Source organism: Xanthomonas graminis pv. graminis, assembly GCF_030168915.1.
Taxonomy (GTDB): Bacteria; Pseudomonadota; Gammaproteobacteria; order Xanthomonadales; family Xanthomonadaceae; genus Xanthomonas_A; species Xanthomonas_A translucens.
This window is the reverse complement of the sequence record NZ_CP076255.1, coordinates 825,769-844,010: the sequence shown is the minus strand read 5'-3', so window position 1 is coordinate 844,010 and position 18,242 is coordinate 825,769. Positions and strand designations below refer to the sequence as shown.

Below are 18,242 nucleotides of genomic sequence, written 5' to 3'. Positions count from 1 at the left end.
AGGGCTCGCCGGAAAAAGGCGAAGCACTGCTTCGCCCCGGCGGGCGGGCCGGCGCCGCGAGGCGACTGCCCAGGACTTGGCCGCGTAGCGGACAAGCCCCTTCCGCGAATCCTGGCCTATTCGCGGACCCGGAGCGCGCAGCGCGGAGGGCGCGTAGGCAGGGTGTGCTTGACCAGCCTTCGACTGTGGTAAAGCGATTCTTTTGGTTACGTTGATCAGCCTGCGGCTGCTGAGGAGCGCTTCTTTGCACACGCAAAGAAAAGTGACCCGCCGCAAGGCGAAAGCGCTGCTTTTGCGATGCCAGCGGTAAATCACTGTAGGAGCGGCTTCAGCCGCGACACCTTCCTGACAGAACCAGTCGCGGCTGAAGCCGCTCCTACAAAAGCAAATGCATCCGCTGTTGCAGTGGCGATGGCAGGGGAATCAGAAGGATGCAGAGATTGGCAATTCGCCAAGTCACGCATGCGCACAGGACACCGGATCTGCATGACAGTGGCAACAACCGCAACTGGCGCGCTTTTCACTTTCGTGGGAGGGACTTCAGTTCCGACGGAGCTTCACCGCTAAAGCGTCGGGACTGAAGTCCCTCCCACAGAAAAGAACGCCCTACCCGGCCGCGTCCCGCCACCATTCCAGCAGCGCCGCGCAATCGGCGAAATGCAAATCGGCCAGCGCCGGCCAGAGATTGTCCGCATGCAGCAGTACCGTCGTCGCGCCAGCATGACGCCCGCACTGCAGGTCGTATTCGTGATCGCCGATCATTGCCAGCGCCTGCGGCGCCACGCCCCAGTGCGCAGCCAGCTGCTGCAGCCCGCCGGGATGCGGCTTGGGCGGCGCCTCGTCGCGGCCGAGGATGGCGACCTCCTCGAACAGGTCATCGACCCCGATCTCGCGCAACGTCAGCCGCGCCAATTCCTGCGCATTGCGGGTCAACACCGCCAGCCGGCAACCGGCCGCGTGCAGCGTGCGCAACAGCGACGGCGCACCGGGCGCGGCGACCGCGCCCAAGGCCAACTCGCGTTCGTGCTCGAGCAACCAGGCGTGCTTGGCCACGCCCTCCTCGGCCGGCAGCGCGGCCAGGTGCTGCAGGATGTCGGCCTGCGGCGGAATCTGCAGCGCGCGGCGGATCAGCGCGAAATCGTGCACCGCACGGGTCAGCGTGCCGTCCATGTCGAACACCCAGTGCCGCACCTGGCGCAGGCGCGCGCCAGGTGCCTCTACGCTCAATCCCATCCCGGCATCTGCGACCCGTCCAGGCCGCCGGTCTCGAACACCGCGGTGCGGGTGCCGCCGGCCTTCACCGGGAACTCGATCTGCAGCACCGTGGTCTTGCGCGCCAGTTTCCAAAGCGCCTTGTCGTCGCTGATGAACATCGCGATCGCCTCGTCGGTATTCGGGCGCCACGCCGCGGCCGCGCGCGGCGCGGCGTCGTCGGCCTTCAACTGCACCTTGCAGCCGCCGGCGCAGCGGAAATCGCCGGCCTGCAGCACCAGGTAGGCGCTGCGCTTCCATTCGGGGTGATCGCGGAACACCAGTTGCACCGGCTTCGGGCCGCTGCCGTCCACATCGACCTTGTCGCGGCTGTACAGCATCGCCGAGCGCTGCGTGCCCTTGCCGGCCGGCACCTGCGAATATTCCCAGGCGGCCTGCATGCGCCTCAGCTCGCGCGCCGCCTCGCCCTTGGCCTTGACCTCGGCATAGCCAGGCTCGATGCGCTCGGCCGCGTCCGAACCGGGATATTGCTCCAGCAGCGCCGCGCCGTGGATGCGCGCCAGGTCCCAGTTGCCGGATTTCACCGCGGCGTCGTATTGCTTGGCCAGGTCGTCGGCGGCCTGCGCCTTGGCCTGCGCTTCGGCGGCGGCCTGCGCCTTGCGCTCGGCCTCGTGGTCGCCGCAACCGGCCAGGGCGACGGCGCACAGCGCGCCGAGCAGAATGCGTTTCATCGGGGAACTCCTCGTTGGATCAAAGTAGCGATCGCCTGCGCGACCTCGTCCGGCTTCTCGACGATGGACATATGGCCGCTGCCGTCGAGCAACACCTGCAGCGCCTGCGGCACGCGCTCGGCGTACAGCGCCAGCGCGCTGGCATCGATCACCGCATCCTGCACGCAGTTCAGCAGCAGCGCCGGCTGGCGAATGCGCGCGGCTTCCTCGAACGGCAGGAAGGCCTCCTCGCTGCGTCCGATCCGCGCCAGCACCTGCTGTTCGAAGCCGGCCTCGCTGCGCCGCCAGGCGACGATCGAGGACACCGCCCAGGACGGGATGCGCGGCTTGCTCGGTTCCAGCACAAACACCGTATCGATGTAGCGGCGCAGCGAGTCGGCGTCGTATACGGCGAACGGATTATCGCCGTCCAGCACCGCCTGGCCGAAGGCGTTGTCGGCGAAGCGCACGCCGGCGGCGTTGAGCAGGCCGACGCGATCGAACAATGGCGGATGGCGCGCGGCGGCGAGCGCGGCGATGCCGCCGCCCATCGAATGCCCGATCAGCACGCATTCGCTGCCCGTACCGCGCACGCACTGCGCGGCGAACGCGGCCACACGCTCGGCCTGCGCGACGAAGCCGTAGTCCTGCCCGTCGATGCGCTGGCTCTCGGCCCAGCCGGGCAGATCGGGGATGAATAGGTGATAGCGATCGCCGAGCGCGCGCGCCAACGGCAACCAGTTTTCCTTGCTGCCGGTGAAGCCGTGCACCAGCAGCAGCGCAGGGGCGGCGGGATCGGCCGCGGCGCAGTGCAGGTAGGTCCAGCGATGCCCGGCAACCTGCGTCTGGCAGCGCCGTAGGCCGCTGCCCCGGCGCAGGCGCAGGCTTTCCAGGCGCACCAGCAGGAACGGCTTGCGGCGCAACACCAGCACCGCGCCCACCAGCAGCGTCAACCCCACGGCCAGCGCGGTGAACGCCAGCAGCAGCAACAACGTCATCAGCAACATGGAAGAGCCGGGAACCGGAAACGGGCCATGCACCTACCTTCGCATGCGGCTCGGTTTGCGCCAAGTCCTGCACGCTGGCGCAGTGCGCTCGGGTCGGCGTGCCGCAGGCAGTGCGCGGCGGCCATCGCCGTCGCGCAAACGAAAACGGCGCTGGGACTGCTCCCGGCGCCGCGATCCGTGCCGTGCGTTCGCACGCAGCGCCGCCTCAGTGCGCGGCGGCGCCCTTGTCGGCCTTGGCCAGCATGTCTTCCACCGACACCGTGGTGATCGGGTGGTAGCCGGGCTTGGCCTGGGCGAAGACCTGCTTGGCGAAGGCCAGGCCGTCCGCGGTCTTCACCAGCTCGGCGTAGATCGGCAGGATCAGCTTGCGGCGGCCGACGCGGGCGATGAACTCGCCGGCGGCCGGGCGCGCTTCGACATAGCCGCTGCGGATCGCCAGCGGATACCAGCGCATGGCGATCTCACCGTTCGCAGTGCCGGTGAAGTGGTAGGCGGCGTCGAGCTGCTTGAGCTGCTCGGACTTCAGCGTGGCGCCCAGGCCGCTGAGGAAACGCGTCCACTCCTGCGTGCTCCACGCATCGGTGACCTGCTTGGCCGGCAAGGTGCCGCTGCCGGCCCAAGCGATGCGCGCGGTATCGACCAGCGCGAAGTTGCGCGAACGCGCCTTCTGCGCGAACGCCGGGATGCCCGGCTCGTCCAGCCACGCGTGCAGTTCGGCCTCGCTGACCGCATCGGGCTTCTTGGTCAGCAGGTTCTTGTTCAGATAGGCGACGAACTGGTCGGTGTTGGCGCTCTGGAACGCGTGGTCGTCGAACCAGCCGCGCAGGAATGCATCGAAGGTGGCGCGGCCGAAGCGCTGCTCCAGGAACTGCAGGAACCAGGCGCCCTTGACGTAGGCGACCTGGCTCAGCGCGTCGTCCGGATCGCGCTCGGTCAACGCCGGCAGCGCCAGCGCCTGGTCGGCCGGGCGCATGTCCTTGACCTCGGCGAGCAGGTCGGTCTGGTCGATCTCGCGCTCCATCTCCGCCGCTTCGGCGCCGTACAGCGCTTCGGTGATGCGCGCCTGCACGTAGGTGGTGAAGCCTTCGTTGAGCCAGATGTCCTTCCAGCTGGCGTTGGTCACCAGGTTGCCGGACCAGCTATGCGCCAGCTCGTGCGCGATCAGCGACACCAGCGACTTGTCGCCGACGATCACGGTGGGGGTGGCGAAGGTCAGGCGCGGGTTCTCCATGCCGCCGAACGGGAACGACGGCGGCAGCACCAGCATGTCGTAGCGGCCCCAGCGGTACGGACCGTACAGCGTCTCGGCGGCGACGATCATCTTCTCGGTGTCCTCGAACTCCTTGGCCGCCTTGTCGGCCATGGTCGGCTCGGCCCACACGCCCGAACGCTCGGAGATCGGCTTGAACACCAGGTCGCCGGCGGCGATGGCCAGCAGGTAGGACGGGATCGGCTGCGGCATCTTGAACGTGTAGTCGCCGTCGCGCGCCGCCTTCGGGTCGTTGTCGGCGCTCATCAGCACCATCACGTCCGGACGCGACACGACGTGCGCGCTGTAGGTGAAGCGCACGCTCGGCGTGTCCTGCAGCGGCACCCAGCTGCGCGCATGGATCGCCTGCGACTGGCTGAACATGAAGGGCAGTTTCTTGCCCTCGGTCATCGACGGCGCCAGCCACTGCAGGCCCGAGGCGGTCGCGGCGGTGTGATAGGCGATGGTGACCTTCTGCGGCTGGTTCGGCGCTTCGATGGTCAGCTTGCTGCCGTAGATCTTGTCGACCGGCGCCAACGCGTACTGCAGCGGCGCCAGGTTGCCCTTGCCGTCGTCGCCCTGCACGTTTTCGATGGTCAGCTCGCGCGTGTCCAGCAGCAGCTGCCTGGCGCTCTTGTCCTTCCAGTCCAGCGTGTAGGTGGCGGTGCCGCCGATCTGCTTGCGGTCGAAGTCCAGCTTCAGGTCCAGCGCCAGATCCTTGATCACGACCTTGGCCGGTTCGGCGTAGGAGCTTTCGTCGTGGCTGCGGTCGGCGGGTTTCACGGCGGCGTCTGGCTTTGCGGGCATAGAGGACGCGGCTGGCGGTGCAGGCGCATTGGAACAGGCGGCCGCGGCGAAGGCCACGGCCAGGGACAGCAGGAACGGAGATCGCATGAACGCCACCGCGTGTAGAAAGCGTGGATTCTATCGCAGCCGTGCCGGGCGCCGCATGCGCCCCGCCAGTGACGGACGCTATGCCGGCAACTCCTGCACGAGCGGTTGCCAGGTCGCCGGAAGCTTGCCCAGATCGCGTTCCTGCCATTGCGCGTGGCCAAGATATTCCTCGGCGATTCCCTGCACCAGCCGCTGCCTGAGCTGCGCATCCATGTCCGGCAGCCGGGACACAGGCACGCCCCACTGCTGCGCGAAGCGGATCGCATACCGGTATCCGTCCACGTCCTCCAGAACCGGGCGAAGCGCAGGATCGGCCCACGACACGGCCAGTTCCTGCAACAACGAGGGACGTGCCTGGTCCGCGCGCAGCATCTGCTCGACACGACGCCTGGCCCTGTCCAGGAACGCCGCAGGATCCCCAAGTCGGAACCTGCGCGAACTCCAGCGGAATCCGTTTGCCCAATGCGGATCGGCCATCATCTTCCTGAGCAGGGAAATCGATCCTCCCTCGAGGATGACCGCGCCGCTACCGCCATGCCGGGCGACGGCATGCTTGAGCAAGGCGTTGGCCTCGGATGCGATCATCATGCCGTCGGACAGCCGGCGCGAGGCGAGATAGATCCGGCGCGTACCGCGCAGCTCCGACGGCAGCGGCCGCCCACTGCCGGTCGCCAACGCGGGGCAGCACTGGATCCGGTCCAGGGCAACCACCGGCAGTCCGCTGCGTTCGGCCAATGCCACGGCGGCGGCGGTCTTGCCGCTACACGTCGGACCCCAGATCAAATGCACGGAAACGTTCATTGTGCCCCTGCCTCTTCCTGGCGTTTTAGCGTGACGGATGGGGACGTAGGCCGCGCACGCGTCTGCATGAAATTGGCGATCGTCCTGGCGGCATGCAGGCCAATCCCTTCCTTCCAATTTTCGGACAGGATCAGGCCGCTGCTCAACGACCGTGCGGCGTCCATGCCGGGAGTCTCCCACTCCAGATGCGCAGAAGCGCCGACTGTTTGCGCGAAGGTGCGGCCAAGCATGGAGTCATCGCAGGTATACAGAAGGCAGATGCGTCCCCCATGCCGCGCCACAGCGTCGAAGCGGTTCGCCGCCTCGCGCGACATCGCGCCCCGTACCAACGGTATCGACGAATGGATGCAGACGATGTCAGTAGCGCGAAACCGCTGGCGATTTCCCGCATCGCGGCCATGGATGAGGAAAAACCGCACGTCCCCGGGCAAGCGGAATTCGCGCTGGCAAGAATGGTGAGCCCCGAACACATGCGGCACCAACTGCGACAGCGCAGGCATGCACTCGAACTCTTCGAAACACAGGATCTCCACCAGCACCAGCCATTCGAAGGCATCGTCGATGCAGGTGAGTGGGAGCAATGTCGATGTCATAGGTCACTATCACCGCGATCAGAATGAGCAGCCAGCCTACGCCGCGCGATGTAACGAGAAGGCCAAAGCGATGTGACGAATTTCTGCAGTTCTGAATCCGGTCATGCCGATCGCGCTGAGCTGCGCAAGCACCGCCGGAACTGCGGATTTGAGCAACGCCAGTGCGCACCGCAGATGATCGCCATCACGTCTCCGGCCCGCGGCGGTGGCGGCGGCCGCACCGCGCGACCGCGCCTCGCGCAGACAGCGGATCGCCAGGGACTACAACTGGCGCCGACGCGCCGACGCGGCATCTAGACCTTGTAGCCCGAGTGGATCGCGACGATGCCGCCGGTCAGGTTCTTGTAGTGGCTGCGGGCGAAGCCGGCCTCGGCCATCATGCCCTTCAGCGCGTCCTGCGGCGGGTGCTTGCGGATGCTCTCGGCCAGGTACTGGTAGCTGTCGGCATCCTTGGCGAACAGCTTGCCCAGCCGCGGCAGGATCTTGAACGAATGGAAGTCGTAGATCGGCTTGAACCAGTCGGCGGTGACCGCGGAAAACTCCAGCACCCGCGCCTGTCCGCCGACCTTCAGCACCCGGTACATCTCGCGCAGTGCCGCGTCCTTGTCGGTGACGTTGCGCAGGCCGAAGGCGATGGTGACCAGGTCGAAGCTCTGGTCCGGGAACGGCAGCGCCTCGGCGTTGCACTGCACGTAGTCCAGGCCCGCGACCAGGCCGCGGTTGGTCAGCCGGTCGCGGCCCACCGACAGCATGCCGGCGTTGATGTCGCCCAGCACCACCGCGCCGTCGCCGCCGACCCGCTCCTTGAGCAGCGCGGCGATGTCGCCGGTGCCGCCGGCCAGGTCGAGCACGCGGTCGCCCGGCTTGACCTGCGCGGTGGCCACGAAATAACGCTTCCAGGCCCGGTGGATGCCCAGGCTCATCAGGTCGTTCATCAGGTCGTAGTTGCCGGCGACCGAGGTGAACACCTCGCCGACCAGCTTCTGCTTGTCCTTGGCGGCGACGTCGCGGAAGCCGAAATGGGTGGTGCCTGAGGTGTAGGGGGATTCGCTCATGCGGGGGATTATCGCACTGCCGGCCGCTTCGTGGCGGTGAAGCGGCGGCACCGCCGCCGCGCCGGGGTGACAGCCGCCCGCCGCCTGGGCCAGACTCCAGGGCCACGCCCGCCATTGGCCCGACGATGCTGACCACACCCGATTACCGCGCCCTGCTCGATACCGCCATCGCCGAGGCCCGCCAGGGCCTGGCCGAAGGCGGCATCCCGATCGGCGCGGCGCTGTACCACAGCGACGGCCACCTGCTCGGCTGCGGCCACAACCGCCGGGTGCAGGAAGGCGACCCGTCGGTGCACGGCGAGACCGATGCGTTCCGCAAGGCCGGCCGCCAGCGCCGCTACCAGGACACGATCATGGTCACCACGCTGGCGCCGTGCTGGTACTGCAGCGGCCTGGTGCGGCAGTTCAACATCGGCACCGTGGTGGTCGGCGAATCGGTGACCTTCCAGGGCGGCATCGACTGGTTGCGCGAGAATGGGGTCAGCGTGATCGACCTGCACAGCCAGGAATGCATCGACCTGCTTGACGGCTACATCGCGGCCAACCCCGACGTGTGGAACGAGGACATCGGCGAGGACTGAACCGCCGCGCGGCCGGTTCAGAACCGGTACTGCACGCCGGCGGTGACCGTGCGCGCTGCGCCCACCGCCACCCAGGGCGTGGCCGCGACCGAGCTGGTGTAGTAACGGCGGTCGAACACGTTGTCCAGGTCCAGCGACACGCGCAGCCGTTCGTCGATGCGCCAGTACGCCAGCAACCTGGCCACGCTGTAGCCGGGCAGCTGCGCCGGCGCGATGCCGGCGTCGGCCTGCGCCTGGGTGTAGGCTTCGGCCAGCCGCTGGCCGCTGTAGGTCATGCCGCCGCCGAAGCCGAGCAGGCCGCCGCCGGGCAGTGCCGTCTCGCGCACCGCGAGCAGGCTGGCGTTGAACTTGGGCACGTTGATCAGGCTGCCGCCGAGCTGCAGCGTGTTGTCGCGCAGCACCTGCACCCGGTTCCACGAGGCGCTGGCGTTGAGCCGCCAGTGCGCGCTCAGTTGCCCGGACAGATCGGCCTCGGCGCCGCGGCTGCGCACGCGGCCGGCAGCGATCTGGTTGCCGGGGTTGCTCGGATCGCCGGTGAGCACGTTGTCCTTGACGATCTCGTACAGCGCCACGGTGCCGCCGAGGCGGCCATCGCGCGCCTGCCATTTGCCGCCCAGTTCCAGCGCGCGGCCGCTTTCCGGCGCCGGCGCATGCGCGGTGCCGGTGCCGTTCCACACGTCGGAACCGGTGTTGGGGCGGAACGTGCGCCCGGCGTTGAAGTACCACGACCACTGCTCGCCCGGCGCATAGCTCAGGCCGATGCGCGGCGTGGTCTTGGCCGGCGCCTGCGCGTAATGGCCGCCGCTGCGACGGTCGTCCAGCGCCTGCCGGTAGCGGTCGTGGCGCAGGCCCAGCAGCAGCGTCCACTGCGGCGTCAACGCGATCGCGTCCTGCAGGTACAGCGCCGCGTTGCGCTGGCGCTCGCGGGTATCGACGAACGGCAGCGGCATCGGCAGCGGCTGTCCGTAGACCGGTGCGAACACGTCCAGCGCGTATGGCGCGGCGGCGCTGGGGCGGATCCGCCGCATGCGCTGGGTCAACACGAAGTCGTAAGCCTCGGCGCCGAGCAGCACCCCGTGGCGCCAGGCGCCGGTGTCCACCTGGCCGCGCAGTTCGGCCTGCAGCGCGGTGTCGTGCGAGACGAAATCGCGCCAGCGCCGCTGCCGCCACAGGGTGCGGCCGTCCCCGCGCAGCACGCTGGGCTCGGTGGAATAGCCGCTCAGGCTGCCGTCGCGGCGCGAGGCGGCGAGCAACGCGCTCCAGTCGGCGGCGATGTCGTGCTGCAGCAGTAGCTGGTGATTGCGGTTATCGACCTGCACGTCGCCGTCGCCCGGCTCGCCAAGGAAGCGCGAACGCGGGATCGCGCCCAGGTCGCCGCGCACCGCGACGATGCCGCGGTCCAGCGGCACCTGCTGGCGCAGCCATTCGCCGTCGTAGCGCAACGTGGTCGCCTCGCCCAGGCGCCAGGTCAGCGCCGGCGCCACGAAACGGCGCCGGCTGTGCACGAAGTCGCGGAAGCTGTGCTTGTCCTCGAGCGCGACGTTGAGCCGGTAGGCGAGCGACTCGTCGAGCAGCGGGCCGGTGCTGTCGGCGGCGACGCGGTAGGCATCGTGGCTGCCGGCGGACACTTCCAGCGCCGCGGCCGGCCGCCACTGCGGACGCTTGGTGACGATGTTGAGCGTGCCGCCCGGCTCGCTGCTGCCGTACAGCGCCGCCGCCGGGCCCTTCAGGAATTCGATCGCCTCGATGTTGGCGGTATCGCGCGGGGCATTGTAACCGCGGTTGGCGGCCAGGCCGTTGAGCAGGGTCGCGCTGCCGGTGTTCTCGTTGCCGGGCAGGCCGCGCACCGCGAAGTTGTCCCACAGCCCGCCGAAGCCGTTCTGCCGGGAGATGCCGCCGACGTAGTCCAGGGTGGCGTCGAGCCGGGTCGCGCCCAAGTCGTCGATCGCCTGCCGCGGCAGCACCCGCACCGATTGCGGCAACTGGCGCAGATTCAGGCCGGTCTTGCTGCCCTCGATGGCGTCGGCCTGGTAGGTCCCCGAATCGCGGCGACCGACCACCCGCACCGCATCCAGTTCGGCCGGCTCCGGATCGGCGGCGGGATCGGTGCCGCGCAAGACCGTATCGGCGTCCGCCGGACCCGCGCACAGGCCGGCCAGCAAGGCCATGCAGGACAGGGACAAGGGCTGCGGCAAGGGTAACGGCATGGACAGGGCACCTTAAAAAGAGTGTTATGTTATTTCAATATTGGAACGAACGCAGCCTATGTCTCCCGCTTCTGTCGCCGCCTGCGCAACTGCTGCTCCCGCGTCCTCGCGCCTGGCCTCGATCGATCTGCTGCGCGGCACGGTGATGGCGCTGATGCTGCTCGACCATGTGCGCGAGACGTTCTATGCGCATCATCCGATCGGCGATCCGATGGACGTGGAAACCACCGCACCGGCGCTGTTCGTGGCGCGCGCCCTGGCGCACCTGTGCGCGCCGATCTTCGTGTTCCTGACCGGCCTGTCGGCGTGGCTGTACGCGGCGCGGCAGCCGCATGGTCGCACAGCGGCGGCGGCGTTCCTGCTCAAGCGCGGGCTGTTCCTGATCGTGCTGGAACTGACCCTGGTCAACTTCGCCTGGACCTTCGCCTTCCCGCCGCAGCTGCTGTACCTGCAGGTGATCTGGGCGATCGGGCTGAGCATGCTGGCGCTGGCGGCGCTGCTGTGGCTGCCGCGGCCGCTGCTGGCGCTGCTCGGGGTGGCGCTGGTGGCCGGGCACAACCTGCTCGATGGCGTGCATGTGCACGGCGACGGTCCGTTGGCCACGGCCTGGGCCGTGCTGCACGATCGCAGCTGGCTGCAGCTGGGCGAGCTGCGCGTGCGCACCTCGTATCCGTTGCTGCCGTGGATCGGGGTGATCGTGCTGGGCTACGCGGCCGGCCCCTGGTACGGCGCCGGCACCGCGCCGGCGCAACGCCAGCAGCGCTTGCTGGCCTGCGGCCTCGGCGCGCTGGCGCTGTTCCATCTGCTGCGCTGGCACAACGGCTATGGTGATGCGCCCTGGCGCGACCAGGCCGAAGTGGCGCACACCGCGATGCATTTCTTCAACCTGACCAAGTACCCGCCGTCGCTGCTGTTCCTGCTGCTGACCCTGGGCGTGGGCCTGCTGTTGCTGCGCCTGTACGAACAGCCGCGGCTGGCGCGGGCGCTGGCGCCGCTGGCGGTGATCGGCGCGGCGCCGATGTGCTTCTACCTGCTGCATCTGTACGTGCTGAAGCTGCTGTACCTGGCGGCGCTGGCGTCCTGGGGCGCGAACCACGGCGCCTTGTTCGGCGTGGACAGCGTGGCCGCGCTGTGGGCGATCGCCGCGGTGTTGGGCGTGGCCCTGTACTGGCCGGTGGCGGCGTTCGCGCGGCTGAAGGCAGGCCGCCGCGACCTGGCCTGGCTGCGCTACCTGTAGCGACGCCTGAGTTGGGTTGGGTCGGGATTCATCGCCGTGCAATACCGGCATGCTTGACTGGTCGCTCTGTCCGCGCCTGGAGACCTGCGATGCCGACCCGCCTGCCGCGCCTGCTGCTGATCGGCCTGGTCCTGGCCACCACCGCCGGCGGCGCCACCGCCGCGCGTCAGCGCGATGCCTGGGTGGTGCAGCAGATCCACGACTACAACCATCCCTATGCGGCGCAGCAGGCCGAACTGGACACCAAGATGGCGATCATGGCCCGCAGCGCCTACGCGTTCTACCGCGGCACCGACCATCTGTTCTACCAGGACATGAAAACCTTGCCGGCCTCGCTGTGGACCAGCCCGCAGACCGGCTACACCTGGCTCGGCGGCGACACCCATATCGGCAATTTCGACGCCGCGCGCGACAGCAGCGGCAAGGCGGTGTTCCAGGTCGCCGACTTCGACGAAGGCCATCTCGGCCAGTACGTATGGGACCTGCGCCGGCTGGCCGCGAGCATGGTCCTGGCCGGGCGCGACAACGGCCTGTCCGACAGCGACATCGGCAGCGCGATCGACACGATGGTCGGTGCGTACCTGGACAAGATCGGCGACTTCAAGGGCGGCGATGCCGAGAAGAGTTTCCAGCTGACCAAGAGCAACACCAGCGGCGTGGTGGCCAAGGCCATCGACAGCGCCGACGGCAAGAGCCGCGGCAGCCTGCTGGGAAAATACACTGCGGTCAGCGGCGGCAAGCGCACGTTCCAGTCCCTGGACAACCTGGTCGCGGTGGACAGCGCGACGTATGCGTCGGTCGCCAAGGCGATGAACGGCTACGTGGCCTCGATCGCCGCCTCCAAGCGCTATGCGCCCAGTTACTACACGATCAAGGACGTGCACCAGAAACTCGGCTCAGGCACCGGCAGCCTCGGCCGCCAGCGGCTGTACGTGCTGGTCGAGGGCGCCAGCGACTCGACCGGCGACGACGTGATCCTGGAATGGAAGCAGCAAGCGGCCAGCGTGGTCGCCGTCGCCGCGCCGTCGCAGATGCCCGCCTCCAGCTACGACGACCACGACGGCGAGCGCGTGGCGCGCACCGCCAAGGCGCAGACCCTGGATGCCGATGTGCTGATCGGTTACGCCAGTGTCGCCGGCGTGCCGTTCTATGTGCATGAGAAATCGCCATTCCAGGAAGACCTGGACCCGACCGCGCTGAGCAGCGCCGGCAAGCTGGCCACCGCCGCCACCTACCTGGGCCAGGCGCTGGCCTCGGCGCACGCGCTGTCCGACCAGGACTACGACCCGGCCGTGGTCGGTTACAGCATCGACAAGCAGATCGACGCGGCGGCCAGCAGCAAGAGCGGACTGAAATCGGAGCTGCGCCAGTTCGCGTTCGACTACGCGGCGCAGGTGCAGCTGGACTGGAAGGGATTCGTGGCCGCGTACCAGGCCGGGACGCCGTTGTACTGAGCGCTGGGTTCACCGCCACAAACCCTGTAGGAGCGGCTTCAGCCGCGACCGGGCATCACCGGTAACGCCCGGTCGCGGCTGAAGCCGCTCCTACAATTGTTCTGCGCGCTGCAATGCGCTCGCTGCGCAGGCGTACTTTCTTCCGTATCCGGTTTGCCGACAGAACGTCTGCGGGAGCGACTTCAGTCGCGACGAAGCTTTCCCAGGAAAGCCCGTCGCGATTGAAGTCGCTCCCACAACTTTACCGACCGCAAGCAAGTAGTTGCGCGCACTGCGGCGTGCCGGCTCGCCTGCGGCCAGCCGGCACGCCGCAGTTACAGGATATAACGGCTCAGATCCGGATCCTGCACCAGCTCGCCCAGATGCGTGTTGACGTAGGCGGCATCGACGACGACGCTCTGTCCGTCGCGGTCCGGCGCTTCGAAGCTCAGCGTGTCGAGCAGGCGCTCGAGTACCGTGTGCAGGCGCCGCGCGCCGATGTTCTCCTGGCGCTCGTTGACCAGGAACGCGATCTCGGCCAGGCGGTCGATCGCATCCTCGGTGAAGCTCAGGGTCACCCCCTCGGTCAGCAACAGCGCTTCGTACTGCTTGCTCAACGCCGCCTTCGGCTCGGTGAGGATGCGGATGAAATCGTCCTTGGACAGCGCCGACAGTTCGACCCGGATCGGGAAGCGGCCCTGCAACTCCGGGATCAGGTCGCTGGGCTTGGCCAGGTGGAACGCGCCGGAGGCGATGAACAAAATATGGTCGGTCTTGACCGTGCCGTACTTGGTGCTGACGTTGGAGCCTTCGACCAGCGGCAGCAGGTCGCGCTGCACGCCTTCGCGCGACACGTCGCCGCCCGTGGATCCCGCTTCGCCGCGCTTGGCGACCTTGTCGATCTCGTCGATGAACACGATGCCGTGCTGCTCGCAGGCCTCGATCGCTGCGGCGCGCACGTCGTCCTCGTTGACCAGCTTGCCGGCCTCTTCCTCGATCAGCAGCGGCCGCGCCGCCTTGATCGTCAGCTTGCGCGACTGCGACTTGCTGCCGCCCAGATTGGAGAACATCTGCCGCAGCTGCTGGCCCATTTCCTCCATGCCCGGCGGGGTCATGATGTCCATGCTGACGTTCACCGCCACGTCCAGCTCGATCTCGCGCTCGTCCAGTTCGCCGGCGCGCAGCATGCGCCGGAACTTGCTGCGGGTGTCGTTGTCCTGCGCCGAGGGTTCGCTGCGCGCGGCTTCCGGATCGAAGCCGATGCCGGCGCTGCGCCGCGGCAGCAGCGCGTCGAGGATGCGGTCTTCGGCGCGTTCCTCGGCCTGGGTGCGCACGCGGGTCTTGGCCTGTTCGCGATACAGCTTGACCGCGGTGTCGGCCAGGTCGCGCACGATCTGCTCCACGTCCTTGCCGACGTAGCCGACCTCGGTGAAGCGGGTAGCCTCGACCTTGACGAACGGCGCGTTGGCCAGGGTCGCCAGGCGCCGCGCGATCTCGGTCTTGCCGACGCCGGTGGGGCCGATCATCAGGATGTTCTTGGGCATCACTTCGTTGCGCAGCGCATCGGGCAGCTGCATGCGCCGCCAGCGGTTGCGCAGCGCGATCGCCACCGCGCGCTTGGCGTCGTGCTGGCCGACGATGTGGCGGTCCAGTTCCTGCACGATCTCGCGCGGGGTCATGGTGCTATGGGTATCGGTCATGTCGGGAAATCGAAGAAGGAATCGGGAAGGGAGCATCGGCAATGGCAAGCGCAGGCGTCATCGGCAACGGAAACAGGAACCGCGGTTGCGATTCCCGATTCCCCATTGCCGATTCACAGCTCCTCGACCACCACGTTGCGATTGGTATAGATGCAGATGTCGCCGGCGATGTTCAGCGCTTCGACCGCGATGGTCCTGGCGTCCAGTTCGGTGTGGCCGAGCAGCGCGCGCGCCGCCGACAGCGCGTAGGAACCGCCCGAGCCGATGGCGATGATGCCGTCCTCCGGCTCGATCACGTCGCCGGTGCCGCTGATGATCAGCGAGGTTTCCTTGTCGGCCACCGCCAGCAACGCCTCCAGCTTGCCCAGGCGGCGTTCGGTGCGCCAATCCTTGGCCAGCTCCACCGCCGCGCGGGTCAGCTGGCCGTGCTTCTCGAGCTTGGCCTCGAACAGTTCGAACAGGGTGAACGCATCGGCGGCGGCGCCGGCGAAACCGGCCAGCACCTGGCCGTCGCGGCCGAGCCGGCGCACCTTGCGCGCATTGCCCTTCATCACGGTATGGCCCAGCGTCACCTGACCATCGCCGGCCACGGCGACATGGCCGTTGCGGCGCACCGACAGGATCGTGGTGGCCTGGAAAACGTTGGGATTCTGACTGGGGTCCATGCGGCCTCCGGGGTGGTCTCACAGAGGTGGGGCCGGCCGCGCGCGCTTCAAGCGCAGCAACGCAGGCTCAGGGCGCGGGCTTGCGCTTGGCGCGCGGATGCGCAGCGTCGTAGACCTTGGCCAGGTGCTGGAAATCCAGGTGGGTGTAGATCTGCGTGGTGGCGATGTCGGCATGCCCGAGCAGTTCCTGCACGCCGCGCAGGTCGCCGGAGGATTCGAGGATATGACTGGCGAAACTGTGCCGCAGCATGTGCGGATGCACGTGCTTGAACAGGCCCTGGCGCCCGGCCAGCTGCTTGATCCGGATCTGCACCGCGCGCGCCCCGATCGGCGCGCCGCCGCGGCCCGGGAACACCGGCGCCTCGGCCGCCGCCTTGGTCTGCGCCTGCCATGCCAGCAGCGCCTTGCGCGCGTGCGAGCCGACCGGCACCAGCCGCTGCTTGTTGCCCTTGCCGAGCACGCGGACCAGGCCGCTGGCGAAATCCAGGTCGCGCCAGCGCAGCGCGCACAGCTCGCTCAGGCGCAGCCCGGAGGAATAGAACAGTTCCAGCAGCGCGCGGTCGCGCAGGCCCAGCGGCACGTCGGTCGGCACTTCGACCAGGCGCACCGCCTCGTCCGCATCCAGCACCTGCGGCAGCTTGCGCGGCGCCTTCGGCGCACGCAGCGCGGCGGCCGGACTGGCGGCGATCTGGCCGTGCTTGAGCAACCACGCATAGAAACTGCGGCACGCCGACAGGCGCCGCTGCAGGCTCTTCGGCGACAGCCCGCGGCGGTGCTCGGCGGCGATGAAATGGCGCAACTGCTCGGCGCCGAGCGCCACCATCTCACCACCGGCGTTGTCCGCCGCCCACGCTGCCAGCGCGGCCAGATCGCGGCGGTACGCGTCCAGGGTGTGCGCGGACATGCGGCGTTCGACTTGCAGATAGTCGAGGAACCGGGACTCGGGACTCGGGACTCGGGACTCGGCTGCAACGGCGGACGCATCGGCCCGCTTTTTCCGAGTCCCGAGTCCCGAGTCCCGAGTCCCGGCCTTCATGCGAAGCGCTGCAGCGCCACCGTCAGCGACTCGCCCATCATGCGCAGGAACAAGGTGCCCATGCCGGGGTAGAAACGGTTCGGATCGCGGCTGCCGACCGCGAGCAGGCCCACGCCCGGCAGCGGCAGCAGCGCGGTGGACTGCACTTGCTCGAGGCGCTCGGCGTACAGCAGCGCCTGCTTTTCCGGCTGCAGGCGGCCGCAGATCGGCTCGCCGTCCTGCAGGCAGTCGCGGAACGGCGCCAGCCGCGGATCGTCCTGCGCCAGGATCTGCAACCACGGCGCCTGCTCCAGCCCGGGCAGCGGGCGCAGCAGCACGATGCTGACCAGGTCGCCCTGGAAATCCTCCTGCAGCGAGGCGGCCATGGCGCGCACGCTGTCGGCGGCGCTGGTCTGCCGCATCAGCGCCAGGGTCAGCTGGTGGGTGCGCACCGCCAGGCGCTCGTTGACCTGGGCGTTGCCGGCCAGCTCGGACAGGCGCCGCGACAGCTCGCGGTTCTTGTCGCGCAGCACTTCCAGCTGGTAGCTCGCCAGCGACGCGGTCGGGCCGTCGTCGCGCGGCACCACCAGGGTCAGCGCCAGGTCGGGAAACTGTTTCAGGAACGCCGGGTGGCGGCGCAGCCATGCGGCGATTTCGTGCGCGCCGATCTTGTCCTGAGTCTCACTCACTGGATCCACTCCCCATCGAAAACGAAGGCGGCCGGCCCGGACATCACCACCGGCGCCGCGTCATGCGGCCAGCGCACGCGCAGTTCGCCGCCGGGCAGCACCACGCGCACGTCGCGCTCCACGCGGCCGCGCTGGATCAGCACCGCCGCGGCCGCGCAGGCGCCGCTGCCGCAGGCCAGGGTCTCGCCGACGCCGCGCTCGTACACGCGCAGGCGCACATGGCCGCGGTCGATCACCTGGGCGAAGCCGACGTTGACCGAATCGGGGAACGACGCATGCTGCTGCAACAACGGCCCCAGCCGCTCGACCGGCGCCGCATCGACCAGGCCCACTTCCAGCACCGCATGCGGATTGCCCATCGACACCGCGCCGAAGCGCACGCTGCCGCCTTGCAGCGGCAGCACGTATTCCTCGCGCATGCGCGGGAAGCCGATCAGCGGCACGTCTTCCGGGGCGAAGCGCGGCACGCCCATCGCCACCGCGAACTGGCCGTCGGCACCACGTTCGATGCGATGCGAGGCGAACGGACTGTCGATGACGAACGCATCGCTGCCGGCGGCACCGTCGCGCACCAGCCAGGCGGCGACGCAGCGCGCACCGTTGCCGCACTGCCCGGCCAGGCTGCCGTCGGTATTCCAGATGCGGTAGCTGGCCACCGCCTCCGGGGTACGCGGCGCCTCGATGGTCAGCAGCTGGTCGCAGCCGACGCCGAAGTGGCGGTCGGCCAGGCGTATCGCCAGCGCGGCATCCGGCGGCGGGGTGCCGTCGCGCAGGTCGAGCACCACGAAATCGTTGCCCGCGCCCTGCATCTTGGAAAAGCGCAGGCGCGCCGCGACGTTGGCCTCACTCATTCCCATCGGTGGGCGTGGGGCTGGTGGTGGCGGCCGGCTTCTGCTGGCCATCGACCGGCTGCGCCTGGCCGGCCGGATCGGTGGTGACGGGTGGCGTCGCGTCGGGCGCGGCGGCCGGTGCGGCTTCCACCGGTACCGGCTTCTGCGGCATCACCAGCGGGCCCTTGTTGCCGCACCCGGACAGCGCCAGCAGGGCGGCGCCGAACAGGGCGATACGGATCGGATGAGGGAACGATGTGCTCATGCGCCGAGTATAGCCAGAAGGGCATGAACCGGCTGTGCCGCCTGCCACGCTGTGGCCAGGCGCAGCCACGCCTGGGCCGAGGCAGACGCGCGATCCCGC

At 68.7% G+C, this 18,242-nt stretch carries 17 protein-coding genes; 3 read left to right on the top strand and 14 right to left on the bottom strand.

Features of this window, described 5'->3' with window-relative positions:
• Positions 1-606 precede the first annotated feature (606 nt).
• From KHF85_RS03605 to ubiE, 7 genes are all read right to left on the bottom strand, one after another.
• Positions 607-1,233: an HAD family hydrolase gene (locus KHF85_RS03605; protein ID WP_284568568.1), complete on the bottom strand. Its 627-nt coding sequence runs from the start codon at positions 1,231-1,233 to the stop codon at positions 607-609.
• The gene (locus KHF85_RS03600; protein WP_185822175.1) at positions 1,224-1,943 is read right to left on the bottom strand and encodes an outer membrane protein assembly factor BamD; all 720 of its coding nucleotides are present in this window, start codon (positions 1,941-1,943) and stop codon (positions 1,224-1,226) included. Before KHF85_RS03600 ends, KHF85_RS03605 begins: the two co-directional genes overlap by 10 nt.
• Entirely contained in the window at positions 1,940-2,929 is a 990-nt protein-coding gene (locus tag KHF85_RS03595; protein WP_284568567.1) for an alpha/beta fold hydrolase, read from the bottom strand. Before KHF85_RS03595 ends, KHF85_RS03600 begins: the two co-directional genes overlap by 4 nt.
• A gap of 205 nt (positions 2,930-3,134) precedes the next feature.
• Positions 3,135-5,072, bottom strand: a complete 1,938-nt coding sequence (locus KHF85_RS03590) for a M1 family metallopeptidase (protein ID WP_284568566.1) — start codon at positions 5,070-5,072, stop codon at positions 3,135-3,137.
• Between the two features lie 78 nt (positions 5,073-5,150).
• Positions 5,151-5,873: an isopentenyl transferase family protein gene (locus KHF85_RS03585; protein WP_284568565.1), complete on the bottom strand. Its 723-nt coding sequence runs from the start codon at positions 5,871-5,873 to the stop codon at positions 5,151-5,153.
• Positions 5,870-6,466, bottom strand: a complete 597-nt coding sequence (locus KHF85_RS03580; RefSeq protein WP_284568564.1) for a hypothetical protein — start codon at positions 6,464-6,466, stop codon at positions 5,870-5,872. Before KHF85_RS03580 ends, KHF85_RS03585 begins: the two co-directional genes overlap by 4 nt.
• Before the next feature lie 293 nt (positions 6,467-6,759).
• A complete protein-coding gene (gene ubiE / locus KHF85_RS03575) occupies positions 6,760-7,521 on the bottom strand; it encodes a bifunctional demethylmenaquinone methyltransferase/2-methoxy-6-polyprenyl-1,4-benzoquinol methylase UbiE (RefSeq protein WP_284568563.1) in 762 nt (253 codons plus the stop codon).
• Between the two features lie 125 nt (positions 7,522-7,646).
• On the opposite strand from ubiE, the gene KHF85_RS03570 reads away from it, so the two are divergent.
• A complete protein-coding gene (locus KHF85_RS03570) occupies positions 7,647-8,102 on the top strand; it encodes a nucleoside deaminase (RefSeq protein ID WP_284568562.1) in 456 nt (151 codons plus the stop codon).
• 17 nt (positions 8,103-8,119) lie between these two features.
• On the opposite strand, the gene KHF85_RS03565 is transcribed toward KHF85_RS03570, so the two are convergent.
• Positions 8,120-10,309, bottom strand: a complete 2,190-nt coding sequence (locus KHF85_RS03565) for a TonB-dependent siderophore receptor (RefSeq protein WP_284568561.1) — start codon at positions 10,307-10,309, stop codon at positions 8,120-8,122.
• A gap of 58 nt (positions 10,310-10,367) precedes the next feature.
• Here KHF85_RS03565 and KHF85_RS03560 point away from each other — a divergent pair, with 58 nt between their 5' ends.
• Both KHF85_RS03560 and KHF85_RS03555 read left to right on the top strand, forming a co-directional pair.
• On the top strand, positions 10,368-11,546 hold the full coding sequence (locus KHF85_RS03560) for a DUF1624 domain-containing protein (protein ID WP_284568560.1): 1,179 nt from the start codon (positions 10,368-10,370) through the stop codon (positions 11,544-11,546).
• Between the two features lie 89 nt (positions 11,547-11,635).
• Positions 11,636-13,000, top strand: a complete 1,365-nt coding sequence (locus KHF85_RS03555; RefSeq protein WP_284568559.1) for a DUF2252 domain-containing protein — start codon at positions 11,636-11,638, stop codon at positions 12,998-13,000.
• 314 nt (positions 13,001-13,314) lie between these two features.
• Here KHF85_RS03555 and hslU read toward each other — a convergent pair whose 3' ends face one another.
• From hslU to lptM, 6 genes are all read right to left on the bottom strand, one after another.
• A complete protein-coding gene (hslU, locus tag KHF85_RS03550; protein WP_284568558.1) occupies positions 13,315-14,679 on the bottom strand; it encodes an ATP-dependent protease ATPase subunit HslU in 1,365 nt (454 codons plus the stop codon).
• A gap of 113 nt (positions 14,680-14,792) precedes the next feature.
• Complete coding sequence (gene hslV / locus KHF85_RS03545) at positions 14,793-15,344, bottom strand: ATP-dependent protease subunit HslV (protein WP_284568557.1); 552 nt, start codon at positions 15,342-15,344, stop codon at positions 14,793-14,795.
• A gap of 67 nt (positions 15,345-15,411) precedes the next feature.
• Entirely contained in the window at positions 15,412-16,380 is a 969-nt protein-coding gene (gene xerC / locus KHF85_RS03540; protein ID WP_409976647.1) for a tyrosine recombinase XerC, read from the bottom strand.
• Positions 16,377-17,048, bottom strand: a complete 672-nt coding sequence (locus KHF85_RS03535; protein ID WP_053837093.1) for a DUF484 family protein — start codon at positions 17,046-17,048, stop codon at positions 16,377-16,379. The genes xerC and KHF85_RS03535 overlap by 4 nt, the downstream gene beginning before the upstream one ends.
• Positions 17,045-17,899, bottom strand: a complete 855-nt coding sequence (gene dapF / locus KHF85_RS03530) for a diaminopimelate epimerase (protein WP_284568555.1) — start codon at positions 17,897-17,899, stop codon at positions 17,045-17,047. The genes KHF85_RS03535 and dapF overlap by 4 nt, the downstream gene beginning before the upstream one ends.
• Positions 17,892-18,143 (bottom strand): LPS translocon maturation chaperone LptM, encoded by a 252-nt coding sequence (lptM, locus tag KHF85_RS03525; protein ID WP_284568554.1) that lies wholly within the window; start codon positions 18,141-18,143, stop codon positions 17,892-17,894. The genes dapF and lptM overlap by 8 nt, the downstream gene beginning before the upstream one ends.
• Positions 18,144-18,242 lie beyond the last annotated feature (99 nt).